This window comes from Yinghuangia soli, from assembly GCF_021502675.1.
Taxonomy (GTDB): Bacteria; Actinomycetota; Actinomycetes; order Streptomycetales; family Streptomycetaceae; genus Yinghuangia; species Yinghuangia soli.
The window spans coordinates 912,721-934,519 of the sequence record NZ_JAKFHA010000001.1 but is presented as its reverse complement, the minus strand read 5'-3'; the positions used below and the strand labels follow the sequence as shown (position 1 = coordinate 934,519).

The following is a 21,799-nucleotide window of genomic DNA, read 5'->3' as shown; positions in this document are numbered from 1 at the left end:
CCGGCTGATCCCCAGGAGGGCGGCCGGCACGGTCTCGGCCAACTCCTGGCAAAGTAGTCCCCAAGGATGACTTGGGCGCGCCTCCGCCGTCGGCCGCACGGCGGAGGCGCACTGCTACCCCGGCATGAACCTGAACCCCGGTTTGTCCGCCACCCTTTCCAGCCGCATACGGTGAGGTCCATGACCCAGGAGACGCAGACCGACGACGCGGTGGACCGCGTACTCGACGAAAGACGCGGCCTGTCCGCCGCGGACGTCGCCGAACGCGTGGCGCGCGGCGAGGTCAACGACGTACCGGTGCGCTCCAGCCGCTCGGTCGGCGAGATCGTCCGGGCCAACGTCTTCACGCGCTTCAACGCGATCATCGGCGTGCTGTTCGTGATCATCCTGGTCGTCGGGCCGATCCAGGACGGCCTGTTCGGCTTCGTGATCATCGCCAACACCGGCATCGGCATCGTCCAGGAGATGCGCGCCAAGCGCACCCTGGACCGCCTCGCGGTGATCGGCGAGGCCAAGCCCCGGGTCCGCCGGGACGGCACCACCGTCGGCGTCTCCTCGCACGAGATCGTGCTCGACGACGTCATCGAGCTCGGCTCCGGCGACAAGGCCGTGGTGGACGGCATCGTCGTCGAGGCGGCCGGCCTGGAGATCGACGAGTCGCTGCTGACCGGCGAGGCCGACCCGGTCCTCAAGCAGCCGGGCGACGTGGTCATGTCCGGTTCGTTCGTGGTGGCCGGCAACGGCGCCTTCCGGGCCACCCGGGTCGGCAAGGACGCCTACGCCGCCCAGCTGATGGAGGAGGCCTCGCGGTTCACGCTGGTCGCCTCCGAACTGCGCGGCGGCATCAGCACCATCCTCAAGTACGTCACCTGGGTCCTGATCCCGGCCGCGATCGCCCTGGTGATCAGCCAGTACCGGATCAACGAGGACGACGTGCCCGAGGCGATCCGCCGCATGGTGGCCGGCGTCGTCCCGATGGTCCCCGAGGGCCTGGTGCTGCTCACCTCGCTGGCCTTCGCGGTCGGCGTCATCCGGCTCGGCCGGCGGCAGTGCCTGGTCCAGGAGCTCCCCGCGATCGAGGGCCTGGCCCGCGTCGACGTGGTGTGCCTGGACAAGACCGGCACGCTGACCGAGGGCGGCATGAACGTCACCGAGGTCCGCGTCCTGGACCCGGAGCTCCCGGTCCGCGCCGCGCTCGGCGCGCTGGGCACCACCGACCCGCGGCCCAACGCGAGCCTCGCGGCGATCATCGAGGAGTGCACCGCACCCGAGGGCTGGACCGAGACCGCCACCATCCCGTTCTCCTCGGCCCGCAAGTACTCCGGCGCCACCTTCGAGGTGGACGGGGTACGCCAGAGCTGGCTCCTCGGCGCCCCCGAGGTGCTGGCCGCGCACGGCGAGCCGATCCTCGCCGAGGCCGAGGACCTGGGCGCGCACGGCCTGCGCGTACTGCTCCTGGTGCGTACCGACGAGCCCGTCGCGGACCTGACCGCGGCGTACGACCCGGCCCGCGCCAAGCCCGCCGCGCTGGTCGTCCTCGAACAGCGGCTGCGCCACGACGCCGCCGACACGCTGCGGTACTTCGCCGAGCAGGGCGTGGCCACCAAGGTCATCTCCGGCGACAACGCCGTCTCGGTCGGCGCGGTGGCCGCCAAGCTCGGCATCCCCGGCGCGGAGCACCCGGTGGACGCCCGCACGCTGCCCGCCGACCGCGACGCGATGGCGGACATCCTGGAGAAGAACACCGTCTTCGGACGTGTGACCCCGCAGCAGAAGCGCGACATGGTCGGCGCGCTGCAGTCCCGCGGCCACACCGTCGCGATGACCGGCGACGGCGTCAACGACGTGCTGGCCCTCAAGGACGCCGACATCGGCGTCGCCATGGGCTCGGGCAGCGAGGCGGCCCGCGGCGTTGCGCAGATCGTGCTGCTCAACAACAGCTTCGCCTCGCTCCCTTCGGTGGTCGGCGAAGGCCGCCGGGTCATCGGCAACATCGAGCGGGTCTCGAACCTGTTCCTCACCAAGACCGCCTACGCGGTGCTGCTGGCGATCCTGGTCGTCATCGTGAACGTGCCGTACCCGTTCCTGCCGCGGCACCTGACGCTCCTGGCCTGGTTCACCATCGGCACTCCGGCGTTCTTCCTCGCGCTGGCCCCGAACAAGGAGCGGGCGAGGGCCGGGTTCGTCAACAGAGTGCTGCGCACCGCGGCCCCGGCGGGCTTCATCGCCGGCACCGCGTGCTTCACGTCGTACCTGATCGCCCGCGACTACTACGGCGGCACCGAGGCGACGCGCAGCGCCGAGACGTCCATCGCCACGCTGACGCTGTTCCTGGTCGCGCTGTGGGTCCTCGCGATCATCGCCCGCCCGTATACCTGGTGGCGGGTCGCCCTGGTCGCGACGATGGCGCTCGGCTTCACTCTGGTGATCTCGGTCCCGGCGTTCCAGCGGTTCTTCGACCTGAAGCTGGTCGGCACCACGATGCCGTGGACCGCGGTCGGCATCGCCGTGGTGGCCGCCGCGCTGATCGAGGTCGTGTGGCGCTGGATCGCCAGGCGCAACCCGCTCCCGGTCGTGGCGGCCTGACCTCCGGACCGGCCGCACCCCGCGGAAGACGCGGCGAGGCCCGCCCCCACGTGGGGGCGGGCCTCGCCGCGTGTGCGCCCGGAGGCTACTTCTTGGGCTGGTAGAGGACGGCCGCCCAGCCGTCCGGGCCGACGACCTGGGCGCGCAGCTCGTGCGGGCCCTCGACCGTGTCGGCCACCTTGAAGCCGCCGTCCCGCAGCGGCGCGAGCGCGGCCTCCAGGTCGGCGACCTTGACCATGACCGACGCCCCCTCGCCCTCGCGGTCCGTGCCGGACAGCGCGATGCGGTTGCCGTTCAGGTCGAACTGCGCCCACCGGTCGCCGTCGACGAAGGTCGGCTCGGTGCCGAGCACTGCGCTCATGAACGCGACGGCGGCCGTCATGTCGGCGACGGGGAATGCGGCGGACAGGCCCTGGGCGGACATCGCGACCTCCTGCGGGGGCGGGGCAAGGCGGGAAAGAGCGGTGCGGAAACCGGCTCGGGATACATCTGATGGTCTATCAGATTCCATGGTGTGCCGGACCGGTCGCCCGCGGTGACACCGGTCACCAGACGCGGCGCCGGGACGGCCGCCGGGAGCTTCGGGGCGTCCCTCGCCGGTCGCCCGCCGCGTGGCTTAGTGTCGGCAGCGTGCAGCCCACCGAGCCGCCTGCCGAGCGGCAGACCGCGACCCCGGCCTTCCCGGAGCACTGGGAGGCCGACGTGGTGCTGCGCGACGGCTCGACCGCGCACTTGCGCCCGGTCGGACCGCACGACGCGGACCGGCTCGTCGCCTTCTACGCCCGGGTCTCCGACGAGTCGAAATACCTGCGGTTCTTCACCCCCTACCCGCGGCTGTCCGAGCGCGACGTACGGCACTTCACCAACCACGACTGGGTCGACCGGGTCGGGATGGGCCTGTTCGTCGGCGGCGAGATGGTGGGCATCGTGCGGTACGACCGCATCGGCCCGGACGGCCGCGCGGTGCGCACCGGGCCGCAGGGCCGCTCGTCCACCGCCGAGGTCGCCTTCCTGGTGCAGGACGACCAGCAGGGCCGCGGCGTCGCCTCGGTGCTCCTCGAGCACATCTCCGCGGTCGCCCGGGAGCGCGGCATCCGGCGCTTCGTGGCCGACGTCCTGCCCTCGAACCGGCGCATGATGAAGGTCTTCACCGAGGCCGGCTACACCCAGCAGTCCGCATTCGAGGACGGCGTGGTGCGGCTCAACCTCGACCTGGAGCCCACCGACACCTCCACCGCGGTCATGCTGGCCCGCGAGCACCGCGCCGAGGCCCGCTCCACCGCCCGGCTGCTCAACCCGCGCTCGGTCGCGGTGATCGGCGCAGGGCGGCGCGAGGGCACGGTCGGCAACACCCTGCTGCGCAACCTGGCGGCCAGCGGCTTCACCGGACCGGTGTACGCGGTCAACCCGAAGGCCGGCGGCGAGCCGATCGAGGGCGTGCCGGTCTACCCGACCGTGGTCGACATCCCGGGCCCGGTGGACCTCGCGATCGTGGCCGTCCCGGCCCGCGCCGTGCAGCAGGTCGTGCAGGACTGCGGGCGGCACGGCGTGCACGGACTGGTCGTGGTGTCCTCCGGGTTCGCCGAGACCGGCGCCGAAGGCCGCGAGCGGCAGCGCCGCCTGGTGCGCACCGCGCGCAGCCACGGCATGCGCGTGATCGGCCCGAACTGCCTGGGCGTGCTCAACACCGACCCCGAGGTCAGCGTCAACGCCAGCCTGTCGCCGCGCATGCCGCGGCGCGGCCGGGTGGGGATGTTCGCGCAGTCCGGCGCGCTGGGCATCGCGATCCTCGAATCCACCGTCGACCGCGGCATCGGGCTGTCCACCTTCGTGTCCGCGGGCAACCGCGCCGACCTGTCCGGCAACGACCTGCTGCAGTACTGGGAGGACGACCCGGCCACCGACGCCGTCCTGCTGCACCTGGAATCCCTGGGCAACCCGCGCAAGTTCACGCGCCTGGCCCGCCGCGTCGCGCGCCGCAAGCCGGTCGTCGTGGTCAAGAGCCTGCGGCACGCGCACGGCGTCCCCCTCGGGCACGGCACGCGCGCGCTGACGCTGCCCGACCAGGCCGTCGACTCGCTGTTCCGGCAGGCCGGCGTGATCCGGGTGCCGACCGTCGCGGAGATGTTCGACGTCGCGCAACTCCTCGCGTACCAGCCGCTGCCGGGCGGCGACCGGGTGGCGATCGTGGGCAACTCCGACTCGCTCGGCCTGCTCACCGAGGACGCCTGCACCAGCGCCGGGCTGCGGCCGCTGCGCCCGGTCGACCTGACCACCTCGGCCACCGCCGAGGACTTCCGCAAGGCGCTCGGCGGCATCCTCGCCGATCCGGACGTCGATGCCGTGGTCACCGTGTTCATCCCGCCGCTGACCACCTCGGGCGACGAGGTCGCCGCGGTGATCGCCGAGATGGCCGAGCGCGCAGTGGCCGCGGGCAAGCCGCTGCTGGCCACGTACCTGGCCCACGAGGGCCTGCCCGACCAGCTGCGCCGCCTCGACCCGGACGGCATCCCGGCACCCGGCTCGGTGCCCAGCTACCCGGCGCCGGAGAACGCGGTGCGCGCGCTCGCCGAGGTGGTGCGGTACGCCGAGTGGCGGCGCCGGCCCGCGGGCGAGGTCATCGAGTTCGCGGACGTCGACCCGGCCGCGGCCCGCGGCCTGGTCCGGGCCCGGCTCGGCGCCGCCGACGCGGCCGGCCTCTCGCCCGCCGAGGCCGGCGAACTCCTGGCCTGCTACGGCATCCACCCGATGCCCGCGGTCCGGGTGGACAGCGAGGACGCCGCGGTCGCGGCCGCCGAGCAGCTCGGCTACCCGGTGGTGCTCAAGACCATCGCGGAACACCTGCGGCACCGCGTCGACCTGGACGGCGTACGGCTCGACCTGGGCACCGAGGCCGGCCTGCGGCGCGCGTTCCGGCGCATGGCGGCCCGCCTCGGCGGGCCGGACCAGGCCCGCCTGGTCGTGCAGCGGATGGCCGCGCGCGGCGTCGCCACCACGGTCGGCGTCACCTACGACGAATCGTTCGGCGCCCTGCTGCGCTTCGGACTGGCCGGACCCGCCTCCGAGCTGCTCGGCGACGTCGCGCACCGCGTGGTGCCCGCCACCGACCGGGACGTCGCCGACCTGGTCCGCGACATCCGCGCGGCGCCGGTGCTGTTCGGCTACCGCGGCGCGCCGCCGGTCGACGTCGAGGCGCTGGAGCAGCTGCTGCTGCGGCTGTCGCAACTGGCCGAGGACCTGCCCCAGGTCACGTCGATACAGCTGGACCCGGTCGTGGTCACCGGCGAAGGCCTCAATGTGCTGGACGCCCGCATCCGGTTGTCCCGCCCGCCGGCCCGCACCGACATGGGCCCGCGGGCCATGCGCAACCCCTTCTGAGCGCACGGCACGGCCGAACAGCGCGGCCGAGAAGCGCGGCTGTCCAAGGAGTCGGTGGGCGCCACCGGGTGCGCAACGCAGGCCGCGGCGGTACGCCCGTCCCCAGGCGATACCGCCGCCGGCCCGGCCGCCGCGGCGCCGATGCCACCCCGAGCCGTGGCACCCGCGCCGCCGCTGCGGCCTCCGGCCTTCCCGGTCGTCATGCCCCTCCGCGCACGCCCTCCACGTGACGGCGCATCATGCCCGACCGGTCCGTCCGGACCGACCGCTCCCACGCCGGGTTTCCCCGATCCCGCCGACGCGGGTGCGGTGCTGCCCGGGCCTGCGGCGCGCAGCCCCGGACGTGTGCCGGCCGGGCGGGGGCCACCGCGAGCGGTGCGTCCCTGTTGCCCCGTCCGTCCTGCACATCCCACAGTCAAGCGGTTCGCGTCCTGCGTGGGGAGGGCGCGCATGGGGCGCGCGGTTGCGCTTCGCCGGGCGATCCCCGGAGTTGTGCCTCATCGTCACCCTTTCGGGGACTGTCATCAGGTCGACAAAGCGTTATCCCTCGGCTGCGTTGCGTGCTCACCGGCGCCCGCGGCGGACCCCGCGGATCCGGCGCGGAGGCGTGGCGACGGCCCGGATGGCGCACAGCACCCCCCGAAGATGCCAGGATGGGGGCATGGCGAAGACCACCACCTCGACCCAGGGCCTGCGTACGGCCATCGAGCGCAGCGGCTACTACCCGAGCCTCGTCGCGGACGCGGTCGAGTCCACGATCGGGACCGAGCAGGTCGACGCGTTCCTCGTGCACCAGGAGACCACGTTCGACTCGAACGAGGTCCGGCGGCACGTGACCGTCCTCGTGCTCACCCCTGGCCGGTTCCTGGTCAGCCACACCGACGAGCACGCCCCCGACGACACCTCGCCCACGCCGTACGCGACCACCTCCACCGAGACCGTCCGCATCGACCGCATCGAGTCCGTCGTGGTCAGCCGCGTGGTCGGCAACCCGGCCGAGTACGTCCCGGGCGCCCCGCCGCGCGAGGTCGTCCTCACCATCGGCTGGGGCGCGGTCGGCCGCATCGACCTGGAGCCGGCCGGCTGCGCCGACCCCAACTGCGACGTCGACCACGGCTACACCGGTGCGATGACCGCCGACGACCTGTCGCTGCGGGTCAGCGAGGCCGCCGACGGCCCCGACGCGGTCGAGCGCACCGTCGTGTTCGCGCGCCGCCTTTCCGAGGCCATCGCCGGCTCCGGCCGGTGAGCGCGGCTCCCTGGCCGCCGGCACCGCCGCCCGTCCCCGTCCCGCGCTACGGCGCCGGGGCCCTGTCCGACCTGCTCCCGTCCGTCGCGGCGGCCCTCGGCATGCCCGACGAGGACAACGTCCTCGGGCTGCGCGAGAACGCCAAAGCCGTCGTCTTCCTGGTCGACGGCCTCGGCTGGGAGCTGCTCAAGGCGCATCCCGACTGGGCGCCGTTCCTCGCCTCGCTGATCCCCGGCTCGTGGGGCGGCCGCGGCCCGATCACCGCCGGCTTCCCGGCCACCACGGCCACCAGCCTGGCGTCGTTCGGCACCGGCCTGCCGCCGGGGGCGCACGGCCTGCTCGGCTACAAGGTCGCCATCCCGGGCGACGCGCGCCTGATGAACCAGCTGCGCTGGGACCCGTACGTCCCGCCGCGCGAATGGCAGCCGCACGTGCCGATCATGCAGCGCGCCGCGGCCGCCGGCCTGACCGTCGCCCAGGTGTCCGACCCGATGTTCGAGCGGACGCCGCTGACCCAGGTCGCGCTGCAGGGCGGCACGTTCGTCGGCCTGCCGGTCGGCCCGGAGCGCATCCGCGGCGTCCTGGAGCAGCTGTCCCGGCCCGGGCCGGTGATGGTCTACACGTACGCCAGCGACCTCGACAAGGCCGGGCACGGCAACGGCGTGGACTCGGACGCCTGGCGCGTCGAACTGTCGCGCGTGGACGGCATGGTGCGCATGCTCGCCGACCAACTGCCGCCGGAGACCTCGCTCTATGTGACCGCCGACCACGGCATGATCGACGTCGCCCCCGAGGACCGCATCGACGTCGACACCGACCCCGAACTCTCCGCCGGCGTCGCCCTGCTGGGCGGCGAGGGGCGCGCCCGGCACGTGTACGCGGTGCCGGGGGCGGCGTCCGACGTGCTGGCGATCTGGCAGGACGTACTGGCCGACAGCTGCTGGGTGCTCTCCCGCGACGAGGCCATCACCGCCGGATGGTTCGGCCCGGTCGAGGAGCGCGTGTACTACCGCATCGGCGACGTGGTCGCGGCGCCGTGGGCGGACGTCGCCATCATCGCGAGCCGCAGGGAGGTCGCGGAATCGCGGATGGTCGGCCTGCACGGCTCGATGACCGCGGTCGAGCAACTGGTGCCGCTGCTCGAAGTGCACACCTGAGCCGACCCGTTCGCGCATCGCACACCCGAGAGGGGGGGGGCCCCCCCCCGGGGGGGGCCCCCCCCCCCCCCCGCCCCCCCCCGGGGCGCCCCCCCCCCCCCCGGGGGGGGGGCCCCCCCGGGGGGGGGGCCCCCCCCCTCTCGGCGTATCCCTGTGCTGCTCAGGCCCGCTGACTAGTGCTGTGGCCGGGAAGGTTTGCCGGTTCCCGGTGTTCGGTGCGGTGCATCGCAAGGCGCAGGGCCGAAGCTCGTACTCGGTCGTACTCGCAAGGCCCTGCAACGCCGCGAGGTGCCGTGCCGGGCGCCGGGAACCGGTGAACCTTTCCGGTCACAGCACTAGGCCTGCTTGCGCTTCTTCAGCAGGACCAGGCCCGCGATGATGGCGACGGGAACAACGATCTTGAAAAGCTTGCCCATGGTGGCGAACCCCCTCGAGTGGTCGGTGCCGGGCCGGAACTGGTTTCGCCCGCGGCCGACACCGCGCCGACAGACGTGACGCGGTGTCAACTCCCGGGCGGACCCGGCGGTTCCGACTCTACGTGAGGCCCGGCGCGAACGTGCGGGGCGGCCCGCCACCTCTGTGGCCGGTCACTTGGCGGCGGCCGCCTCGAAGTCCTCGTCGCCGGCGATCACCGAGAATGTCGCGCCGTGCGGGTCCTTGCACGTCGCATAGCGTCCGTACGGCGAATCGGCGGGCTCGCTGAGCACCGCGCCGCCGGACTCCCGCACGGTCGCGACCGCCGCATCGGTGTCCGCGACGCAGAACGCCACGGTCCAGTGCGCGGGGACTTCGTCCGGCCAGTTCTCGTCCATGCCCATGACGCCGCCCGCGGGCCGGCCGTCGACCATGAACGCGTGGTACTCGATGCCGTCCGCACTCATGTCCTCGTAGGTGTAGCCGAACACCTCGGAGTAGAACGCACGTGCGGCCTTGCTGTCGCGCGTCATGACCTCGTTCCACATGACGCCGCCGGGCTCGTTCACCAGTTCGGCCCCATGATGGGTGCCCGCCTGCCAGATCCCGACGACTGCGCCGGTCGGGTCGCTCAGCAGCGCCATCCGGCCCAGGTCCATGACGTCCATGACCGGGAAGACCACCGTGGCGCCCGCGGCCTGCGCCTTCGCCACGATCGCATCGGCGTCGTCGACCGCCAGATAGACGGTCCACATGATCGGCATCGCCGGATCGGGCAGCTTCATCATGCCGCCCACGCGCTTGTCGCGGACCGTGCAGTTCGTATAGAAGCCGAGCTCCTCCGGGCCGATCAGCCCGGACCACCCCAGCACCGCGGCGTAGAAGTCGAGCGACGCCTGCAAGTCCGGCGAACCCATGTCCACCCAGCACGGGACGCCTTGCGGGTAGGGGCTCGTCCGTTCGCTCATCACAGCCTCCACTGGCTCCGCGGCCGGGCGTCCGTCGCGGGCCCGGCCGGTTCTGCGGGAACAACCACGGGACCGGCCGCCCGTCCGGACCACCGGACGAGTACGGCCGGGAGAGGATGCCGGCCTTCGTCTCGATGCTGGCACGCGGCACCGGCACTGTCGCGGGGAACGCGGCCGCGTCACACCCACGGGGCACGGCAGGATTGGCACGTGACCGACACCGAAATCCCTCAGAGCCCCGTCATCGGCACCGCCGAACTGGCCGCCGCGCTCGACTCGGCGCAGCCGCCGGTGCTTCTCGACATCCGCTACAAGCTCGGCGGCCCGCCCGGCATCGGTTGGTACCGCGAGGGCCATCTGCCCGGCGCGCACTTCGTCGACATGGACACCCGGCTGTCCACCCCGGTGTCCGACGCGGCCGCCGTGGAAGGACGCCACCCGCTGCCCGGTGCGGACGCGTTCGCCGCGGCCATGCGCGCGGCCGGCGTCTCGGCGGACCGCGACGTCGTGGCGTACGACATCGCGGACGGCATCGCCGCCGCGCGCGCGTGGTGGCTGCTGCGGTACTTCGGGCACGACCGGGTCCGCGTCCTGGACGGCGGCTTCGCGGCGTGGACCGCGGCGGGGCTGCCGGTCACCACCGACGTACCGGAGCCGGAGCACGGCGACTTCACCGCCAAGCCGGGCAGCCTGCCGCTGCTCGACGCCGACCAGGCTGCGCGGCTGGCCCGCGAGGGCGTGCTGATCGACGTGCGGGCCGCGGAGCGCTTCCGCGGCGAGACCGAGCCGATCGACCCGGTCGCCGGGCACATCCCAGGCGCCGTCAACGCCCCGGAGACCGAGGCGCTCGGCCCCGACGGGCTGCTGCTGCCGGCCGCGGAGCTGCGGGCGCGCTACGCGGCCCTCGGCGCGGTCCCGGGCGCGGCGGTCGGCGCGTATTGCGGGTCGGGTGTGACCGCCGCACACGCGGTCCTGGTCCTAGAACGCTCCGGTGTGCCCGGCGTCGCCTTGTACGCACCGTCCTGGAGCGGGTGGATCGCCGACCCCGAACGGCCCATCGCCACGGGGGAGTAGCCGCGCGAGCCGGGCCCCGCGTCAGATCGCCGACCAGTGTGTGGCGGCGCGGCGCCCGGCGGCGGTGTACGCCACGAAGCCGAGCAGCCCGGACGGCAGGTCCGCGACCGTGAACCGGCCCAGGTCGTCGGTCAGCACGGTCCGGACGCCTTCGGCGTGCCGGACCTCCAGGCAGACCCGCCGCGGCACGGTCAGCTGCCCGAGGATGCGCCGGCGCGGGCCGAGCGGGAACACCTCGACGACGAGGGAGAGCGAGGGGGCGTCGAACGTGAGGACGTGCGGCGCATCGCCGGCCGCCCACACACTCATGCCACCGCCTCGCTGCGGTCGCTCATGGCGAAGGGCGGTTCGGTGGCGTGGTCATCGGACGGGGCCGAACGGCCGCGCGCATGAACTCCGCAAGCCACGGGTCCACCGCGCCGAACAACAGGCGGACCTCCGCGAGCAATGCGCGCTCGTCCTGGTGGCTCACCTGATCCGACGTTCCCACGCCCATATCCCACCGCCCCCCGGGCAAGTCCCCGAGCAACACTGAGCACCCTTGCGCACACAGTAGGGCGCCGAGCACGCACCACGGAAGCGAACCGGGAAGTCCGGCACAGTCCCCGCACCCCCCCCGCCAAAGCCCCTCGCCCCCGCACAATCGCCGTTGCACCCACGTGCCGATCATTTCCCTGATGCCTCGTCAGCAAAATCCCGAGCCTGGGGAGGGGAGGACGAGGCCAATCCCCGACGACTCGAGGGCCATAAGGGTGATCGCCCCCTCCGAAGTCACACAAACGGCCCAAGGAACCCCCACCCTGCGCGCGCCGTTCCCCTCCCGCGACCCATCCGCCCAACGGCCAGCACGATGCGCGGCTCGCCACGTACGCGTGCCCGCCGCCTCAGTGCCCTGTCTTGGGGCGCAATAGGCGAAGGCCCCGATCCCTTGGGGGAGCGGGGCCTTCGGTGGGGTGCGGGGGCGCTATTCGCGCTTCTTGCGGCGGCTGCCGAAGACGATTTCGTCCCAGCTGGGGACTGTTGCGCGGCGGCCGGGGCGGACGCCGTCGGCCTCGGCCTGGCGGTCGGTGGCGCCGATGAGGCGGTCGCGGTGCGGGCCCACGACGCGGGGCACCAGGACGTTCTCGTACGCGGATCCCGCGGACGGCGCGCCGCCGCCCGCGGCGGCCGCGGCCGGGGCCTCGGGCTCGTCGTCGTCCGGGACGGCGGCCGGCACCGGGCGGGTGCGCTCGGCGCCGATCGCGGGCACGTCGATGCGCATCGGCTCGCGGATCGGCTCGCGCTGCGGCCCGCCGGGCTCCCGCAGGCCGGGGACCGCGTCGAGCAGGCTGGTGATGGCGTCGTCGCCGGTGTTGCGGGGCAGCGACGCGAGGCGCGGGCGGAACGGGAACGGCGCCTCGCCGCCCGCGGTCTGCTCGCCCACCAGGGAGCGCGCCTCGTCGTCGTTGGTGGTGACCAGGCGCCGGGGCGGGTCGAAGCTCCAGCTGGCCGAGTGCATCTCGCCCTCGGCGCGGTAGAGCAGCAGGATCTCCCAGCTGCCGTCGTCGCGCCGCCACGAGTCCCACTGCACGGAGTCGGACTCGGCGCCGCGCAGGTGCAGGCGCTCGGTGACGATCTCGCCGAGCAGGGGTCCGGCGGACTCGCCCTGGCGGCGGATGGGGGTCTTGCGGGCGCGCTCGGCCATGAAGGCGCGCTCGGCGAGGACGGGGCCCTCGAAGCGCCGGACGCGGTCCACGGGGATGCCGGCGAGCTGCGCGACTTCCTCCGCGGTGGCACCTGCTCTTATACGCGCCTGGATGTCGCGCGGGCGCAGCTGGCTCTCGACCTCGATCTCGATCTGCCCGAGGCGCGCTCGGTCGCCGCGGACGGCGGCGCGCAGCCGCTCGTCGATGGCAAGGCTGAACTCGGTACCGTCGGCAGCCTTCAGCACCAGCCGTGTGCCGTCGTTGCTGACGGCCACGACACGCAGTTCGGGCATGGGGACCTCCCGGGTGGTGCCTGCCGACGTCACCTGCGTCGTTGCTCCCGTTACGAGTGTGACTTGCCCAGTGGCGGCGTGCCACAACCTGACCGATTTGTCCCGGCGTGTCGGATTTTCGTATCCGTCGCACCGGTATGTCGTGGTTGCTCCAAAAGATGAAGTTCCGGAGGAATCAGCCGCACGGTGCGCGGTGTCTGATTTGCGGGTATCCGATCACGTACGATCGGTCGCTTCCCCCCTCCACCAGGTCTTTCCGGAACCTGGCGTGAACAGTACTCCATTCGGGGGCGGGGCCGGGCCGCACCGCGCCGTAACGACGCGTCCACATCCGGGCGAAATATTTCGGCCGTCCTCGGTGACCTTCCTCACAAGATCGCCGCAGTGGGAACGGCCTTGGTGGTGCCGGAGGTCCGAGAGGGAAGAACTGTCCGCCAAAGTCGTGATTTCGACCGATCGTGCGCAAGGAACGTGATGCAGGAAAGGCCCGACAACGAACGCCGTCGGATCGAACTCAGCGGCGTGCAGGTGGTGGCGAGTGCTCTTGCCGCCGTCTCGTCCGCATTCCTGCTCTCCAAGCTGGGGGCGGCCGGGACGGTGATCGGCGCGGCCATCGCCAGTGTCGTCGCGACGGTGGGCAGCGCGGTGTACGTCCACGTGTTCCGGCGCACCGGCGACCAACTCAGGGACGTACGGGCCCAGATCGGCCCGGACGGTGCCTCGGGCGCAGCCGCCCCGGGGGCCGCGCCCGCAGCCGCGCCGGTTCCGGGCGCCGACGACGCGACGCGCGTACTGCCGGTGTTCGACCCTGCGCACCCCGAATTCGCCGACCCCGCGCCCGGCCCGACCGTGCCGGTGCCCCAACCATCGCGTACGCGGCCCTGGTTGGTGCGTTCGATCGTGGGCGCGGTCGCGGTGTTCGCCCTCACCATGGGCACCATCACGGCCCTGGAGCTGGGCATGGGGCGGTCGTTCGCGAGTCTGTTCGGGAGCGGCGGCGACCGGCCTTCCGTGACCGACGTGTTCCGCCACGACGGCGGAGGCGGCGACCCGACGCCCAAGGAGAAGGAACAGAAGGAGAAGCAGGACGAGGGCACGCCGACGCCCGGCACGCAGAGCCCCGCGCCCGACGCCGGCAAGCCGTCCCAGGAGCCGACCGGCAAGCCCGACCCCACGGACACTCCCCAGCCGCCTACCGGCACGCCCACCCCGACGCCCACGCCGTCCACGCAGCCGCCCAGCAGCACGCCGCCGCCGACCCAGGGCGGCACGCCCACCGGGCAGTCGGGCAGCGGCGGCACGGCCGGCGCAGAGGGTCAGCAGGGCAGCGCAGAGGGTGCGGCGACGTGACCCGGGCCTGCCGGCGTACTAATCGCCCCGCAATGCCGTCCTACTCGCCCAGCACCCGCCGCAGATAGTCGTTGCCGAACCGGCGTTCGGGGTCGACGCGGTCGCGCAGCGCAGTGAAGTCCTTGAAGTGCGGGTACGCGTCCGCCAGGTACGCAGCGTCGCGGGTGTGCAACTTGCCCCAGTGCGGCCGCCCCTGGTGGGCCGTCATGATCTTCTCGACCGCAGAGAAGTACCGCTCGTGCGGAGTCCCGCGGAACATGTGCACGGCGATGTACGCCGTGTCACGGCCGTTCGCCGTCGACAGCCACATGTCGTCGGACGGCGCCACCCGCACCTCGACCGGGAACGACACGTACTCGTGGCCCTTGTTCACCAGTTCGTGTATCTCGCGCAGCGCGGCCACCGCGGCCTCGCGCGGCAGCGCGTACTCCATCTCCACGAACCGCACCCGGCGCGGGCTGGTGAACACCTTGTACGACGCATCCGTGTAGGTGCGCGCCGACAGCGCCTTGCTGGAGAGCCGCGCGATCGTCGGGATCGCCTTCGGCGCGGCCTTGCCGACTTTGCAGGCCAGGCCGAACACGCCGTTCGACAGGATCTCGTCGTCGATCAGGAACTTCGCCCGGGACAGCGGCTTGGCCGGGCCCGCGCTGCGGTTGTTGCGCTTGACGTTGCAGCTGTCCGTGTGCGGGAACCAGTAGAACTCGAAGTGCTCGTTCTCGGTGCTCAGTTCGTCGAAGCGGTCGAGCACCTCGGCCATCGGCATCGGCTCTTCGCGCGCCTCCAGCAGGAACGCCGGCTCGACCGCGAACGTGATCGCAGTGACGATGCCGAGCGCGCCCAGGCCGACCCGGGCGCCGGCGAACAGCTCGGCGTTCTCGTCCGGCGAGCAGGTGACGATCTCGCCGTCCGCGAGGACCATCTCCAGCCCGCGGATCTGGCCCGACAGCGCACCCGAGGAGCGCCCGGTGCCGTGCGTCCCGGTACCGGTGGCGCCCGCGAGGCTCTGCACCGCGATGTCGCCCATGTTGGTGAGTGCCAGGCCGTGCTGGGCGAGCAGCTCGTTGAGCCGTTCGAGGCGCATTCCGGACCCGACCGTGACCGTGCCCGCCGAGGCATCGACCGAGCGGATCTCGGTGAGGCCCTCGGGCCGCACCTGCACGCCGTCCGTCACCGCGACCGCGGTGAACGAGTGCCCCGCCCCCACCGCCTTGACCCGCAGCCCGTCCGCCCCCGCGCGCCGCACGAGCGCCGAGACCTCCTCGGGGGACCGCGGCGTCGCCACGCGCCTGGGCTGGGCGGTCTGGTTCCCGGCCCAGTTTTTCCAGGGCATGGGGGGCGTGCTGCTCAACGGATCCTCCAAAGGGCGGAGGCGGGCCGTCCGGCGGCGGCCTCCTGCGTGGGATCTCCGGACATTACCCGCCGGTCACCAGGCTCGGGAAGACCCTGGAAACGCCCGGCCCGGAAGCTGGGACGCAGGTCACGCGGGCTGGTCGGAGCACAGACACAGGAGTGCGAGGATCGACCCATGCACGACGCTGCGCGCGGCGACGACGCCGCACCCTTCGACGCCCTGCTCCTGCTGTCGTTCGGCGGACCGGAGGGGCCCGACGAGGTCATCCCGTTCCTGGAGAACGTCACCCGCGGCCGCGGCGTCCCGCGCGAACGCCTCGCCGAGGCGGGCGCGCACTACGAGTTGTTCGGCGGCGTCAGCCCGATCAACGCGCAGAACCGCGAACTGGTCGCCGCCATCGAGAAGGAGTTCGCCGCGCACGGCCCCGCCCTGCCGGTCTATTGGGGCAACCGCAACTGGCGGCCGTACCTCGCCGACACCCTGCAGCGCATGGCCGACGATGGCGTGCGGCGCGCGGCTGTGCTGGTGACCAGCGCGTACGCCTCTTACTCGGGGTGCGGGCAGTACCACGAGAACCTCCTGGCGGCCCGCGCCGAAGTCGGCGAGCACGCACCCGAACTGGACAAGCTGCGGCACTACTTCAACCACCCCGGCTTCGTGGCGCCGCTGGTCGACCACACACTCGCCGCCCTCGAACGGCTGCCCGAGCAGCTGCGCGCCGGCGCCCGCCTGGTGATGACCACCCACTCGGTGCCGACCGTCACCGCCGAGACCGCGGGGCCGGACGGCAACGCGTACGTCGAGCAGCACCTGGAGACGGCCCGCCTGGTCGCGGCCGGCGTCGCCCGGGCGCTGGGCCGGCCGCACATGGCCTGGGACCTCGTCTTCCAGAGCCGCAGCGGCCCGCCGCAGGTGCCGTGGCTGGAGCCGGACGTCGGCGACCACCTCGTACAACTGCACGAAGACGGTGTGCCGGCCGCGGTTCTCGTGCCCATCGGGTTCCTGTCCGACCACATGGAGGTCGTCTACGACCTGGACGTCGAGGCCAAGGCGGCCGCGGACCGCGTCGGGCTGCCCATCGCCCGGGCCGCGACCACCGGCAGCGACCCGCGGTTCGCCGCCGCGGTACGCGAACTGGTGCTCGAACGCGCCGCGTCGGTCCGCGGCGGGCACCCCGACCGCTGCGCGCTCGGCAGCCTCGGCCCGTCCCACGACGTCTGCCCGCTGGGCTGCTGCCCGGACCCGCGCGGCCGCGGAGCGGGACTGCGCGGTGCGGCGCTGCTCGACCGCTGAGGGATGCTGACAGGATGAAGAGGTGACCACCGAACCCCACGGCGACACCGCCGACCTGCTCGAACTGGCGCTCGGGGCGGCCCGGCTGGCCGGCGGCATGCTGCTCGCCGACCGGCCCGCCGACCTCGGCGTCGCGGCCACGAAGAGCAGCCCCACCGACGTGGTGACCGAGATGGACACCGCCGCCGAGAAGCTCATCGTCGAGTACCTGCGCGCGCGGCGCCCGCACGACGGCTTCCTCGGAGAGGAGGGCAGCGGCGAACGCGGCGACAGCGGCATCCGCTGGGTCATCGACCCCATCGACGGCACCGTCAACTACCTGTACGGACTGCCCGCCTGGTGCGTGTCGATCGCCGCCGAGGACGCCGATGGCGCGCTCGTGGGCGTCGTCGAGGTGCCCACCCAGCGCGAGACGTTCCACGCGGTCCGCGGCGCCGGTGCGTTCCGGGACGGCGAGCCGGTGCGTGCGAACACCGCCGTGCCGATGCCCCGCGCACTGGTCGCGACCGGCTTCGGCTACACCGTGGAACGCCGCACCCGGCAGGCCGGCGTCGTGCACCGCATCCTGCCCGCGGTCCGCGACATCCGCCGCTACGGCTCCGCGGCGATCGACCTGTGCGCGGTCGCCTGCGGCCGCGTCGACGCCTACTACGAGCGCGGCCTCAACCCGTGGGACGTCGCGGCGGGCGCGCTCATCGCGACCGAGGCGGGCGCCCGGGTCGGCGAGCTGCACCCGGAGGCCGACGGATCGTCGCTGACCGTGGCCGCCGCCCCGGAGCTGTACACGGAGCTCGCCGAGGCACTCGGCGCACTGGGCGCCTGACGCACCCGCGCCCGCGTCGGTCCGCCGGGCACCCGGATGGCCGCGCAAACAACAACCCCCGGCCGACGCGGTCCGCGTCTGCCGGGGGGAGCAGTCGCCCCGTCACGTATGTCCTGGTCGCATGCCCTTTTCCCGAGGTGCGGGAGCCGGCCGCAGGCGGCCCCCGGCGTACGGGTCAGGCAGCCGTCTCGGGCAGAACCTGCACCCCGTGGTCCGAGGCCATGCGCACCAGGTCGTGCAGCTCTTCTTGCTGGACTTCCACCAGGAAATCGTCGCCGCTGTCGAAGGCCTGTTTGAGGGCCTGCTCGGTCTCGCGTATCCGACGCAGCACGTCGGCGGTGAACTCGTCCATGTGGGGGCCCCAAGTGACTCGAATGGTCGCCGGTTTCGGTTGTCCTACCCCTGCCCCCGCGCCGCGAAAACCGCGACGCCCGCGGGCCGTGTGACGCTCGTCGCATCGCGTTCCGGATGGTTTGGGATGCTTGCCGCGGTACGGCGCATACGGGGCGGGCGCGCCGCTTACCGCTGCTTTACCAGGGCGCGGGGCAAGATGGAGTCACCGTCGGCGCCGTCCCTCGAGGCCGGGCGCATAGTCGGGCCGCGGACGGCGGCCGACGGTCCAAAACCAGTGGAAGGACACCCAGCGTGCGGGTTCTCGTCGTCGAGGACGAGCAGCTTCTGGCCGACGCCGTGGCGACCGGCCTGCGGCGCGAGGCTATGGCGGTCGACGTCGTGTACGACGGCGAGGCCGCTCTGGAGCGCGTGGCCGTCAACGACTACGACGTCGTGGTCCTGGACCGCGACCTGCCTCTCGTGCACGGCGACGACGTGGCCCGGGCGGTGATCGACACCGGGCTGCCCACGCGCATCCTGATGCTCACCGCGGCGGGCGATGTCAGCGACCGCGTCGAGGGCCTGGAGCTGGGTGCCGACGACTACCTGCCCAAGCCGTTTGCCTTCAGTGAACTCACGGCCCGGGTACGGGCGTTGGGCCGCCGTGCGGTCACCCCGCTGCCGCCCGTCCTGGAGCGGGCGGGCATCCGCCTGGACCCGAACCGCCGCGAGGTCGTGCGGGACGGTTCCGCGGTGCATCTGTCGCCCAAGGAATTCGCGGTGCTCGAGGTGCTGATGCGCGCCGAGGGTTCGGTGGTGTCCGCCGAGCAGATGCTCGAAAAGGCCTGGGACGAGAACACCGACCCGTTCACGAACGTGGTCCGGGTGACCGTCATGACCCTGCGGCGCAAGCTCGGCGAGCCCGCCGTGATCATGACAGTGCCGGGAGCCGGGTACCGCATCGGCGAGTCGGCGTGACCTGCGGCAGGACCGGAAAGAGGACTCGTACCGGAGCGGCGGCCGGACGGAGCGAGGCACGAGCATGAACGAGCAGGCAGGCCCCTCGTCGTCGGGGGCGGCTCCGCGCCGCCCGCAGCACCCTCCGCGGCCCTTCGGGCCCCCGAAACCGCAGCCCTCCGAAGCGGCCGGTCCGGCCGGCCCGGCCCGGCCGGCGCAGCAGTCGCCGCAGGCCGCGCAGACGGCACAGGCCTCGCCGGGCGCGTCCGGGCAGCAGCCGGGTCAGTCCGGGGTGCCGCCGAAGCCGGGCGCGCCGCCCAAGCCCAGCAAGGCGCCGGGCACGCGCCGGCTGATCCTGGGCACCGATCCGGGCCCGGCGTACACCTCGCGGCTGAGCGGGGCGCCCGACTGGATGCGGCCGTCCATCCGGATGCGGCTGACCGCGCTGTACGGCGGCATGTTCCTGATCGCCGGCGTGCTGCTGCTCGGCAGCGTCTACCTGCTGGTCGGGCGGAACCTGGCGGACCAGAAGCTGCCGGAGATCCGCTTCGAGAACGTGTCGATCTACGACCGGTTCGGCCGGCAGATCTCCCCGGAGGAGTTCAACCGCGTCCTGGAGGTCCAGCAGAGCGACCAGCGCGACGTCGTCCTGCACGCGCTTCTGCAGCAGTCGCTGCTGGCGCTCGTGCTGCTCTCGGTGATCGCGTTCGGCTTCGGCTACCTGATGGCGGGCCGCGTGCTGAGCCCGCTGGGCCGCATCACCGCAGCCGCGCGCGCGGTGGCGGGCACCGGCGGCTCGGGGCTGCACCGGCGTATCGACCTGGACGGTCCGGACGACGAACTCAAGGAACTCGCCGACACGTTCGACGACATGCTGGAGCGCCTCGACCGGTCGTTCGACTCGCAGCGCAAGTTCGTCGCCAACGCCTCGCACGAGCTGCGCACGCCGCTGGCCATCAACCGCACGCTGCTCGAAGTGTCGCTCGGGGATCCCGAGGTCTCGCCCGATCTGCGGGAACTGGGCGGCAAGCTGCTGGCCACCAACGAGCGCAGCGAACGCCTGATCGAAGGCCTGCTGCTGCTCGCCCGCAGCGAGAACGAGCTGACCGACCGCAAACCGGTCGACCTGGCCGAAGTGGCCACCCGCACGCTGGAGCAGCTGGCCGGCGAGGCCGCCGACCGCGGGGTGGAGCTGCGCGGGGACTTCCGCGAGGCGGAGGTCTCCGGGAACCTCGTGCTGCTCGAACGCGTCGCGCTGAACCTCGCCCAGAACGCGGTGCGCTACAACGTGCCGGACGGCTGGGTGGAGATGTCCACCTCGACGGTCGGCGGCACCGCGCTGCTGACCGTGGCCAACAGCGGGCCGGTGGTCCCGCCGGACGGCGTCGAGTCGCTGTTCGAGCCGTTCCGGCGGATGCGCGGCGACCGCACCGCGAGCGACAAGGGCGTGGGCCTCGGCCTGTCCATCGTGCGCTCGGTGGTCCGGGCGCACGGCGGCTGGATCGAGGCGGAACCGCGTACCGAGGGCGGTCTGATCGTCCGCATCGGCCTGCCCTGAGCAGGCCGGGAACGCAGGTCGGAAACGCCGGCCGGAAGGCCGGCCGCGCCGGGGTGCGCGGCCGGGCGATGCCGCGCGCCGCGGCGTCCGCGGACGCCTGCGGACACCTCTGCGGACGCCCGCAGTGACGCCCGTATCGCGGTGCGCAGTGACTCCTGCGACGTACTACGACGTACCTGACCGGCCATGTTGCCCGCAGGGCACCCGACAACTTACGGTGTCGTAAGTTACGACATCGTAGGAACGCGTTGTGCGCCTGAGCCGGACAGGCCGCGGCCGACGCAGCCCTGTGCCCGTGTTGTCGAAAGCCGCTGCGTCCACATGCTGCGTTCTGCCCGCCGCACCCACGCCTTGGAGTCCGCCGTGACCCTGATCGCCCCCGCCCCGACCGGAATCGACCTGCTGCGCGAACTGGAGCAGGTCGTCGCGGTCGAACTCGACCGGCACCTGGCCATCGCCAAGGAGTGGTTCCCGCACGAGTACGTGCCGTACAGCCGCGGCCGCGACTTCGACGGCGTCCTGGGCGGCGAGGCCTGGCGTCCCGAGCAGTCCGAGCTGACCGAGGTCGGCCGCATCTCGCTCACGCTGAACCTCCTCACCGAGGACAACCTGCCGAGCTACCACTTCGAGATCGCCAACATGTTCGGCCGGGACGGCGCGTGGGGCACCTGGGTGCACCGCTGGACCGCCGAAGAGGGCCGGCACGGCATCGCGATCCGCGACTACCTGATGGCCACGCGCGCGGTCGACCCGGTCGCCCTCGAGCGCTCCCGCATGGAGCACATGGAGGCGGGCTACCACGGCGACCACATGGACCACCCGCTGCACGTCGTCGCGTACGTGACCTTCCAGGAGCTGGCGACGCGCGTCTCGCACCGCAACTCCGGCCGGGAGTGCGGCGACCCGCTGGCCGAGCAGATGCTCGCGCGCATTGCGACCGACGAGAACCTGCACATGGTCTTCTACCGGAACCTGCTCAAGTCCGCGTTCGAGCTGTCCCCGGACGCCGCCATGCGGGCCGTCAGCGACATGATCACCGGCTTCCGGATGCCCGGGCACGGCATCTCCGGCTTCGAGCGCGCGTCGCTCAAGATGGCCGTGGGCGGCGTCTACAACCTGCGCATCCACCTCGACGACGTGCTGCAGCCGGTGCTGCGCAACCTCAAGATCATGGAGCGCTGCGACCTCGGTGCCGAGGGCGAGCAGGCCCGCGAGGAGCTGGCCGCGTTCCTGGCCGTCCTGGAGAGCAAGGCCGCGGACTTCGACGAGCGCCTGGCGGCCCGCAAGGCCCGCGCGGCGGCCCGCGGCGCCTGACCCTTCCCGGGAA

General features: G+C 72.9%; 17 protein-coding genes. 11 read left to right on the top strand and 6 right to left on the bottom strand.

Features of this window, described 5'->3' with window-relative positions:
• Nucleotides 1-180: 180 nt before the first annotated feature.
• Nucleotides 181-2,586: an HAD-IC family P-type ATPase gene (locus LZ495_RS04030; protein ID WP_235050428.1), complete on the top strand. Its 2,406-nt coding sequence runs from the start codon at nt 181-183 to the stop codon at nt 2,584-2,586.
• A gap of 85 nt (nt 2,587-2,671) precedes the next feature.
• Here the strand turns inward: LZ495_RS04030 and LZ495_RS04025 are convergent, their stop codons facing one another.
• A complete protein-coding gene (locus LZ495_RS04025) occupies nt 2,672-3,010 on the bottom strand; it encodes a VOC family protein (protein ID WP_235050427.1) in 339 nt (112 codons plus the stop codon).
• A gap of 206 nt (nt 3,011-3,216) precedes the next feature.
• Between LZ495_RS04025 and LZ495_RS04020 the strand changes: the two genes are divergently transcribed.
• The 3 genes from LZ495_RS04020 (at nt 3,217) to LZ495_RS04010 (ending at nt 8,370) form a co-directional block, all read left to right on the top strand.
• Complete coding sequence (locus tag LZ495_RS04020; protein WP_235050426.1) at nt 3,217-5,964, top strand: bifunctional acetate--CoA ligase family protein/GNAT family N-acetyltransferase; 2,748 nt, start codon at nt 3,217-3,219, stop codon at nt 5,962-5,964.
• Nucleotides 5,965-6,625: 661 nt separating this feature from the next.
• Nucleotides 6,626-7,213, top strand: coding sequence for a DUF5998 family protein (locus tag LZ495_RS04015; RefSeq protein WP_235050425.1), 588 nt, complete (start codon nt 6,626-6,628; stop codon nt 7,211-7,213).
• Nucleotides 7,210-8,370: an alkaline phosphatase family protein gene (locus tag LZ495_RS04010; protein WP_235050424.1), complete on the top strand. Its 1,161-nt coding sequence runs from the start codon at nt 7,210-7,212 to the stop codon at nt 8,368-8,370. Before LZ495_RS04015 ends, LZ495_RS04010 begins: the two co-directional genes overlap by 4 nt.
• Before the next feature lie 587 nt (nt 8,371-8,957).
• On the opposite strand, the gene LZ495_RS04005 is transcribed toward LZ495_RS04010, so the two are convergent.
• Nucleotides 8,958-9,752 (bottom strand): VOC family protein, encoded by a 795-nt coding sequence (locus LZ495_RS04005; protein WP_235050423.1) that lies wholly within the window; start codon nt 9,750-9,752, stop codon nt 8,958-8,960.
• 210 nt (nt 9,753-9,962) lie between these two features.
• Here LZ495_RS04005 and LZ495_RS04000 point away from each other — a divergent pair, with 210 nt between their 5' ends.
• Entirely contained in the window at nt 9,963-10,826 is an 864-nt protein-coding gene (locus tag LZ495_RS04000; RefSeq protein WP_235050422.1) for a sulfurtransferase, read from the top strand.
• 21 nt (nt 10,827-10,847) lie between these two features.
• On the opposite strand, the gene LZ495_RS03995 is transcribed toward LZ495_RS04000, so the two are convergent.
• Complete coding sequence (locus tag LZ495_RS03995) at nt 10,848-11,135, bottom strand: hypothetical protein (protein WP_235050421.1); 288 nt, start codon at nt 11,133-11,135, stop codon at nt 10,848-10,850.
• Nucleotides 11,136-11,790: 655 nt separating this feature from the next.
• Nucleotides 11,791-12,837, bottom strand: a complete 1,047-nt coding sequence (sepH, locus tag LZ495_RS03990) for a septation protein SepH (protein WP_235050420.1) — start codon at nt 12,835-12,837, stop codon at nt 11,791-11,793.
• A gap of 441 nt (nt 12,838-13,278) precedes the next feature.
• Between sepH and LZ495_RS03985 the strand changes: the two genes are divergently transcribed.
• Entirely contained in the window at nt 13,279-14,154 is an 876-nt protein-coding gene (locus LZ495_RS03985) for a hypothetical protein (protein WP_235050419.1), read from the top strand.
• A gap of 40 nt (nt 14,155-14,194) precedes the next feature.
• Here the strand turns inward: LZ495_RS03985 and LZ495_RS03980 are convergent, their stop codons facing one another.
• On the bottom strand, nt 14,195-15,487 hold the full coding sequence (locus LZ495_RS03980) for a D-arabinono-1,4-lactone oxidase (protein WP_235050418.1): 1,293 nt from the start codon (nt 15,485-15,487) through the stop codon (nt 14,195-14,197).
• 195 nt (nt 15,488-15,682) lie between these two features.
• On the opposite strand from LZ495_RS03980, the gene LZ495_RS03975 reads away from it, so the two are divergent.
• Nucleotides 15,683-16,801, top strand: a complete 1,119-nt coding sequence (locus tag LZ495_RS03975; RefSeq protein ID WP_235050417.1) for a ferrochelatase — start codon at nt 15,683-15,685, stop codon at nt 16,799-16,801.
• Nucleotides 16,802-16,823: 22 nt separating this feature from the next.
• Complete coding sequence (locus tag LZ495_RS03970) at nt 16,824-17,624, top strand: inositol monophosphatase family protein (protein WP_235050416.1); 801 nt, start codon at nt 16,824-16,826, stop codon at nt 17,622-17,624.
• Between the two features lie 175 nt (nt 17,625-17,799).
• Here LZ495_RS03970 and LZ495_RS03965 read toward each other — a convergent pair whose 3' ends face one another.
• Nucleotides 17,800-17,976, bottom strand: coding sequence for a hypothetical protein (locus LZ495_RS03965; RefSeq protein WP_235050415.1), 177 nt, complete (start codon nt 17,974-17,976; stop codon nt 17,800-17,802).
• 293 nt (nt 17,977-18,269) lie between these two features.
• On the opposite strand from LZ495_RS03965, the gene LZ495_RS03960 reads away from it, so the two are divergent.
• The 3 genes from LZ495_RS03960 to LZ495_RS03950 all read left to right on the top strand — a co-directional run bounded on the left by LZ495_RS03960 (nt 18,270) and on the right by LZ495_RS03950 (nt 21,786).
• On the top strand, nt 18,270-18,935 hold the full coding sequence (locus LZ495_RS03960; RefSeq protein ID WP_235050414.1) for a response regulator transcription factor: 666 nt from the start codon (nt 18,270-18,272) through the stop codon (nt 18,933-18,935).
• Nucleotides 18,936-18,999: 64 nt separating this feature from the next.
• Nucleotides 19,000-20,472: a sensor histidine kinase gene (locus LZ495_RS03955; protein WP_372498515.1), complete on the top strand. Its 1,473-nt coding sequence runs from the start codon at nt 19,000-19,002 to the stop codon at nt 20,470-20,472.
• A gap of 321 nt (nt 20,473-20,793) precedes the next feature.
• Nucleotides 20,794-21,786, top strand: coding sequence for an acyl-ACP desaturase (locus tag LZ495_RS03950; protein ID WP_372498514.1), 993 nt, complete (start codon nt 20,794-20,796; stop codon nt 21,784-21,786).
• Nucleotides 21,787-21,799 lie beyond the last annotated feature (13 nt).

Bases quoted from the DNA above. Each gene is read 5' to 3' on its own strand.
- LZ495_RS04030 (WP_235050428.1), top strand. From the start codon at position 181: ATGACCCAGGAGACGCAGACCGACGACGCGGTGGACCGCGTACTCGAC.
- LZ495_RS04025 (WP_235050427.1), bottom strand. From the start codon at position 3,010: ATGTCCGCCCAGGGCCTGTCCGCCGCATTCCCCGTCGCCGACATGACG.
- LZ495_RS04015 (WP_235050425.1), top strand. From the start codon at position 6,626: ATGGCGAAGACCACCACCTCGACCCAGGGCCTGCGTACGGCCATCGAG.
- LZ495_RS04005 (WP_235050423.1), bottom strand. From the start codon at position 9,752: ATGAGCGAACGGACGAGCCCCTACCCGCAAGGCGTCCCGTGCTGGGTG.
- LZ495_RS03995 (WP_235050421.1), bottom strand. From the start codon at position 11,135: ATGAGTGTGTGGGCGGCCGGCGATGCGCCGCACGTCCTCACGTTCGAC.
- LZ495_RS03985 (WP_235050419.1), top strand. From the start codon at position 13,279: ATGCAGGAAAGGCCCGACAACGAACGCCGTCGGATCGAACTCAGCGGC.
- LZ495_RS03980 (WP_235050418.1), bottom strand. From the start codon at position 15,487: ATGCCCTGGAAAAACTGGGCCGGGAACCAGACCGCCCAGCCCAGGCGC.
- LZ495_RS03975 (WP_235050417.1), top strand. From the start codon at position 15,683: ATGCACGACGCTGCGCGCGGCGACGACGCCGCACCCTTCGACGCCCTG.
- LZ495_RS03965 (WP_235050415.1), bottom strand. From the start codon at position 17,976: ATGGACGAGTTCACCGCCGACGTGCTGCGTCGGATACGCGAGACCGAG.
- LZ495_RS03955 (WP_372498515.1), top strand. From the start codon at position 19,000: ATGAACGAGCAGGCAGGCCCCTCGTCGTCGGGGGCGGCTCCGCGCCGC.
- LZ495_RS03950 (WP_372498514.1), top strand. From the start codon at position 20,794: ATGCTGCGTTCTGCCCGCCGCACCCACGCCTTGGAGTCCGCCGTGACC.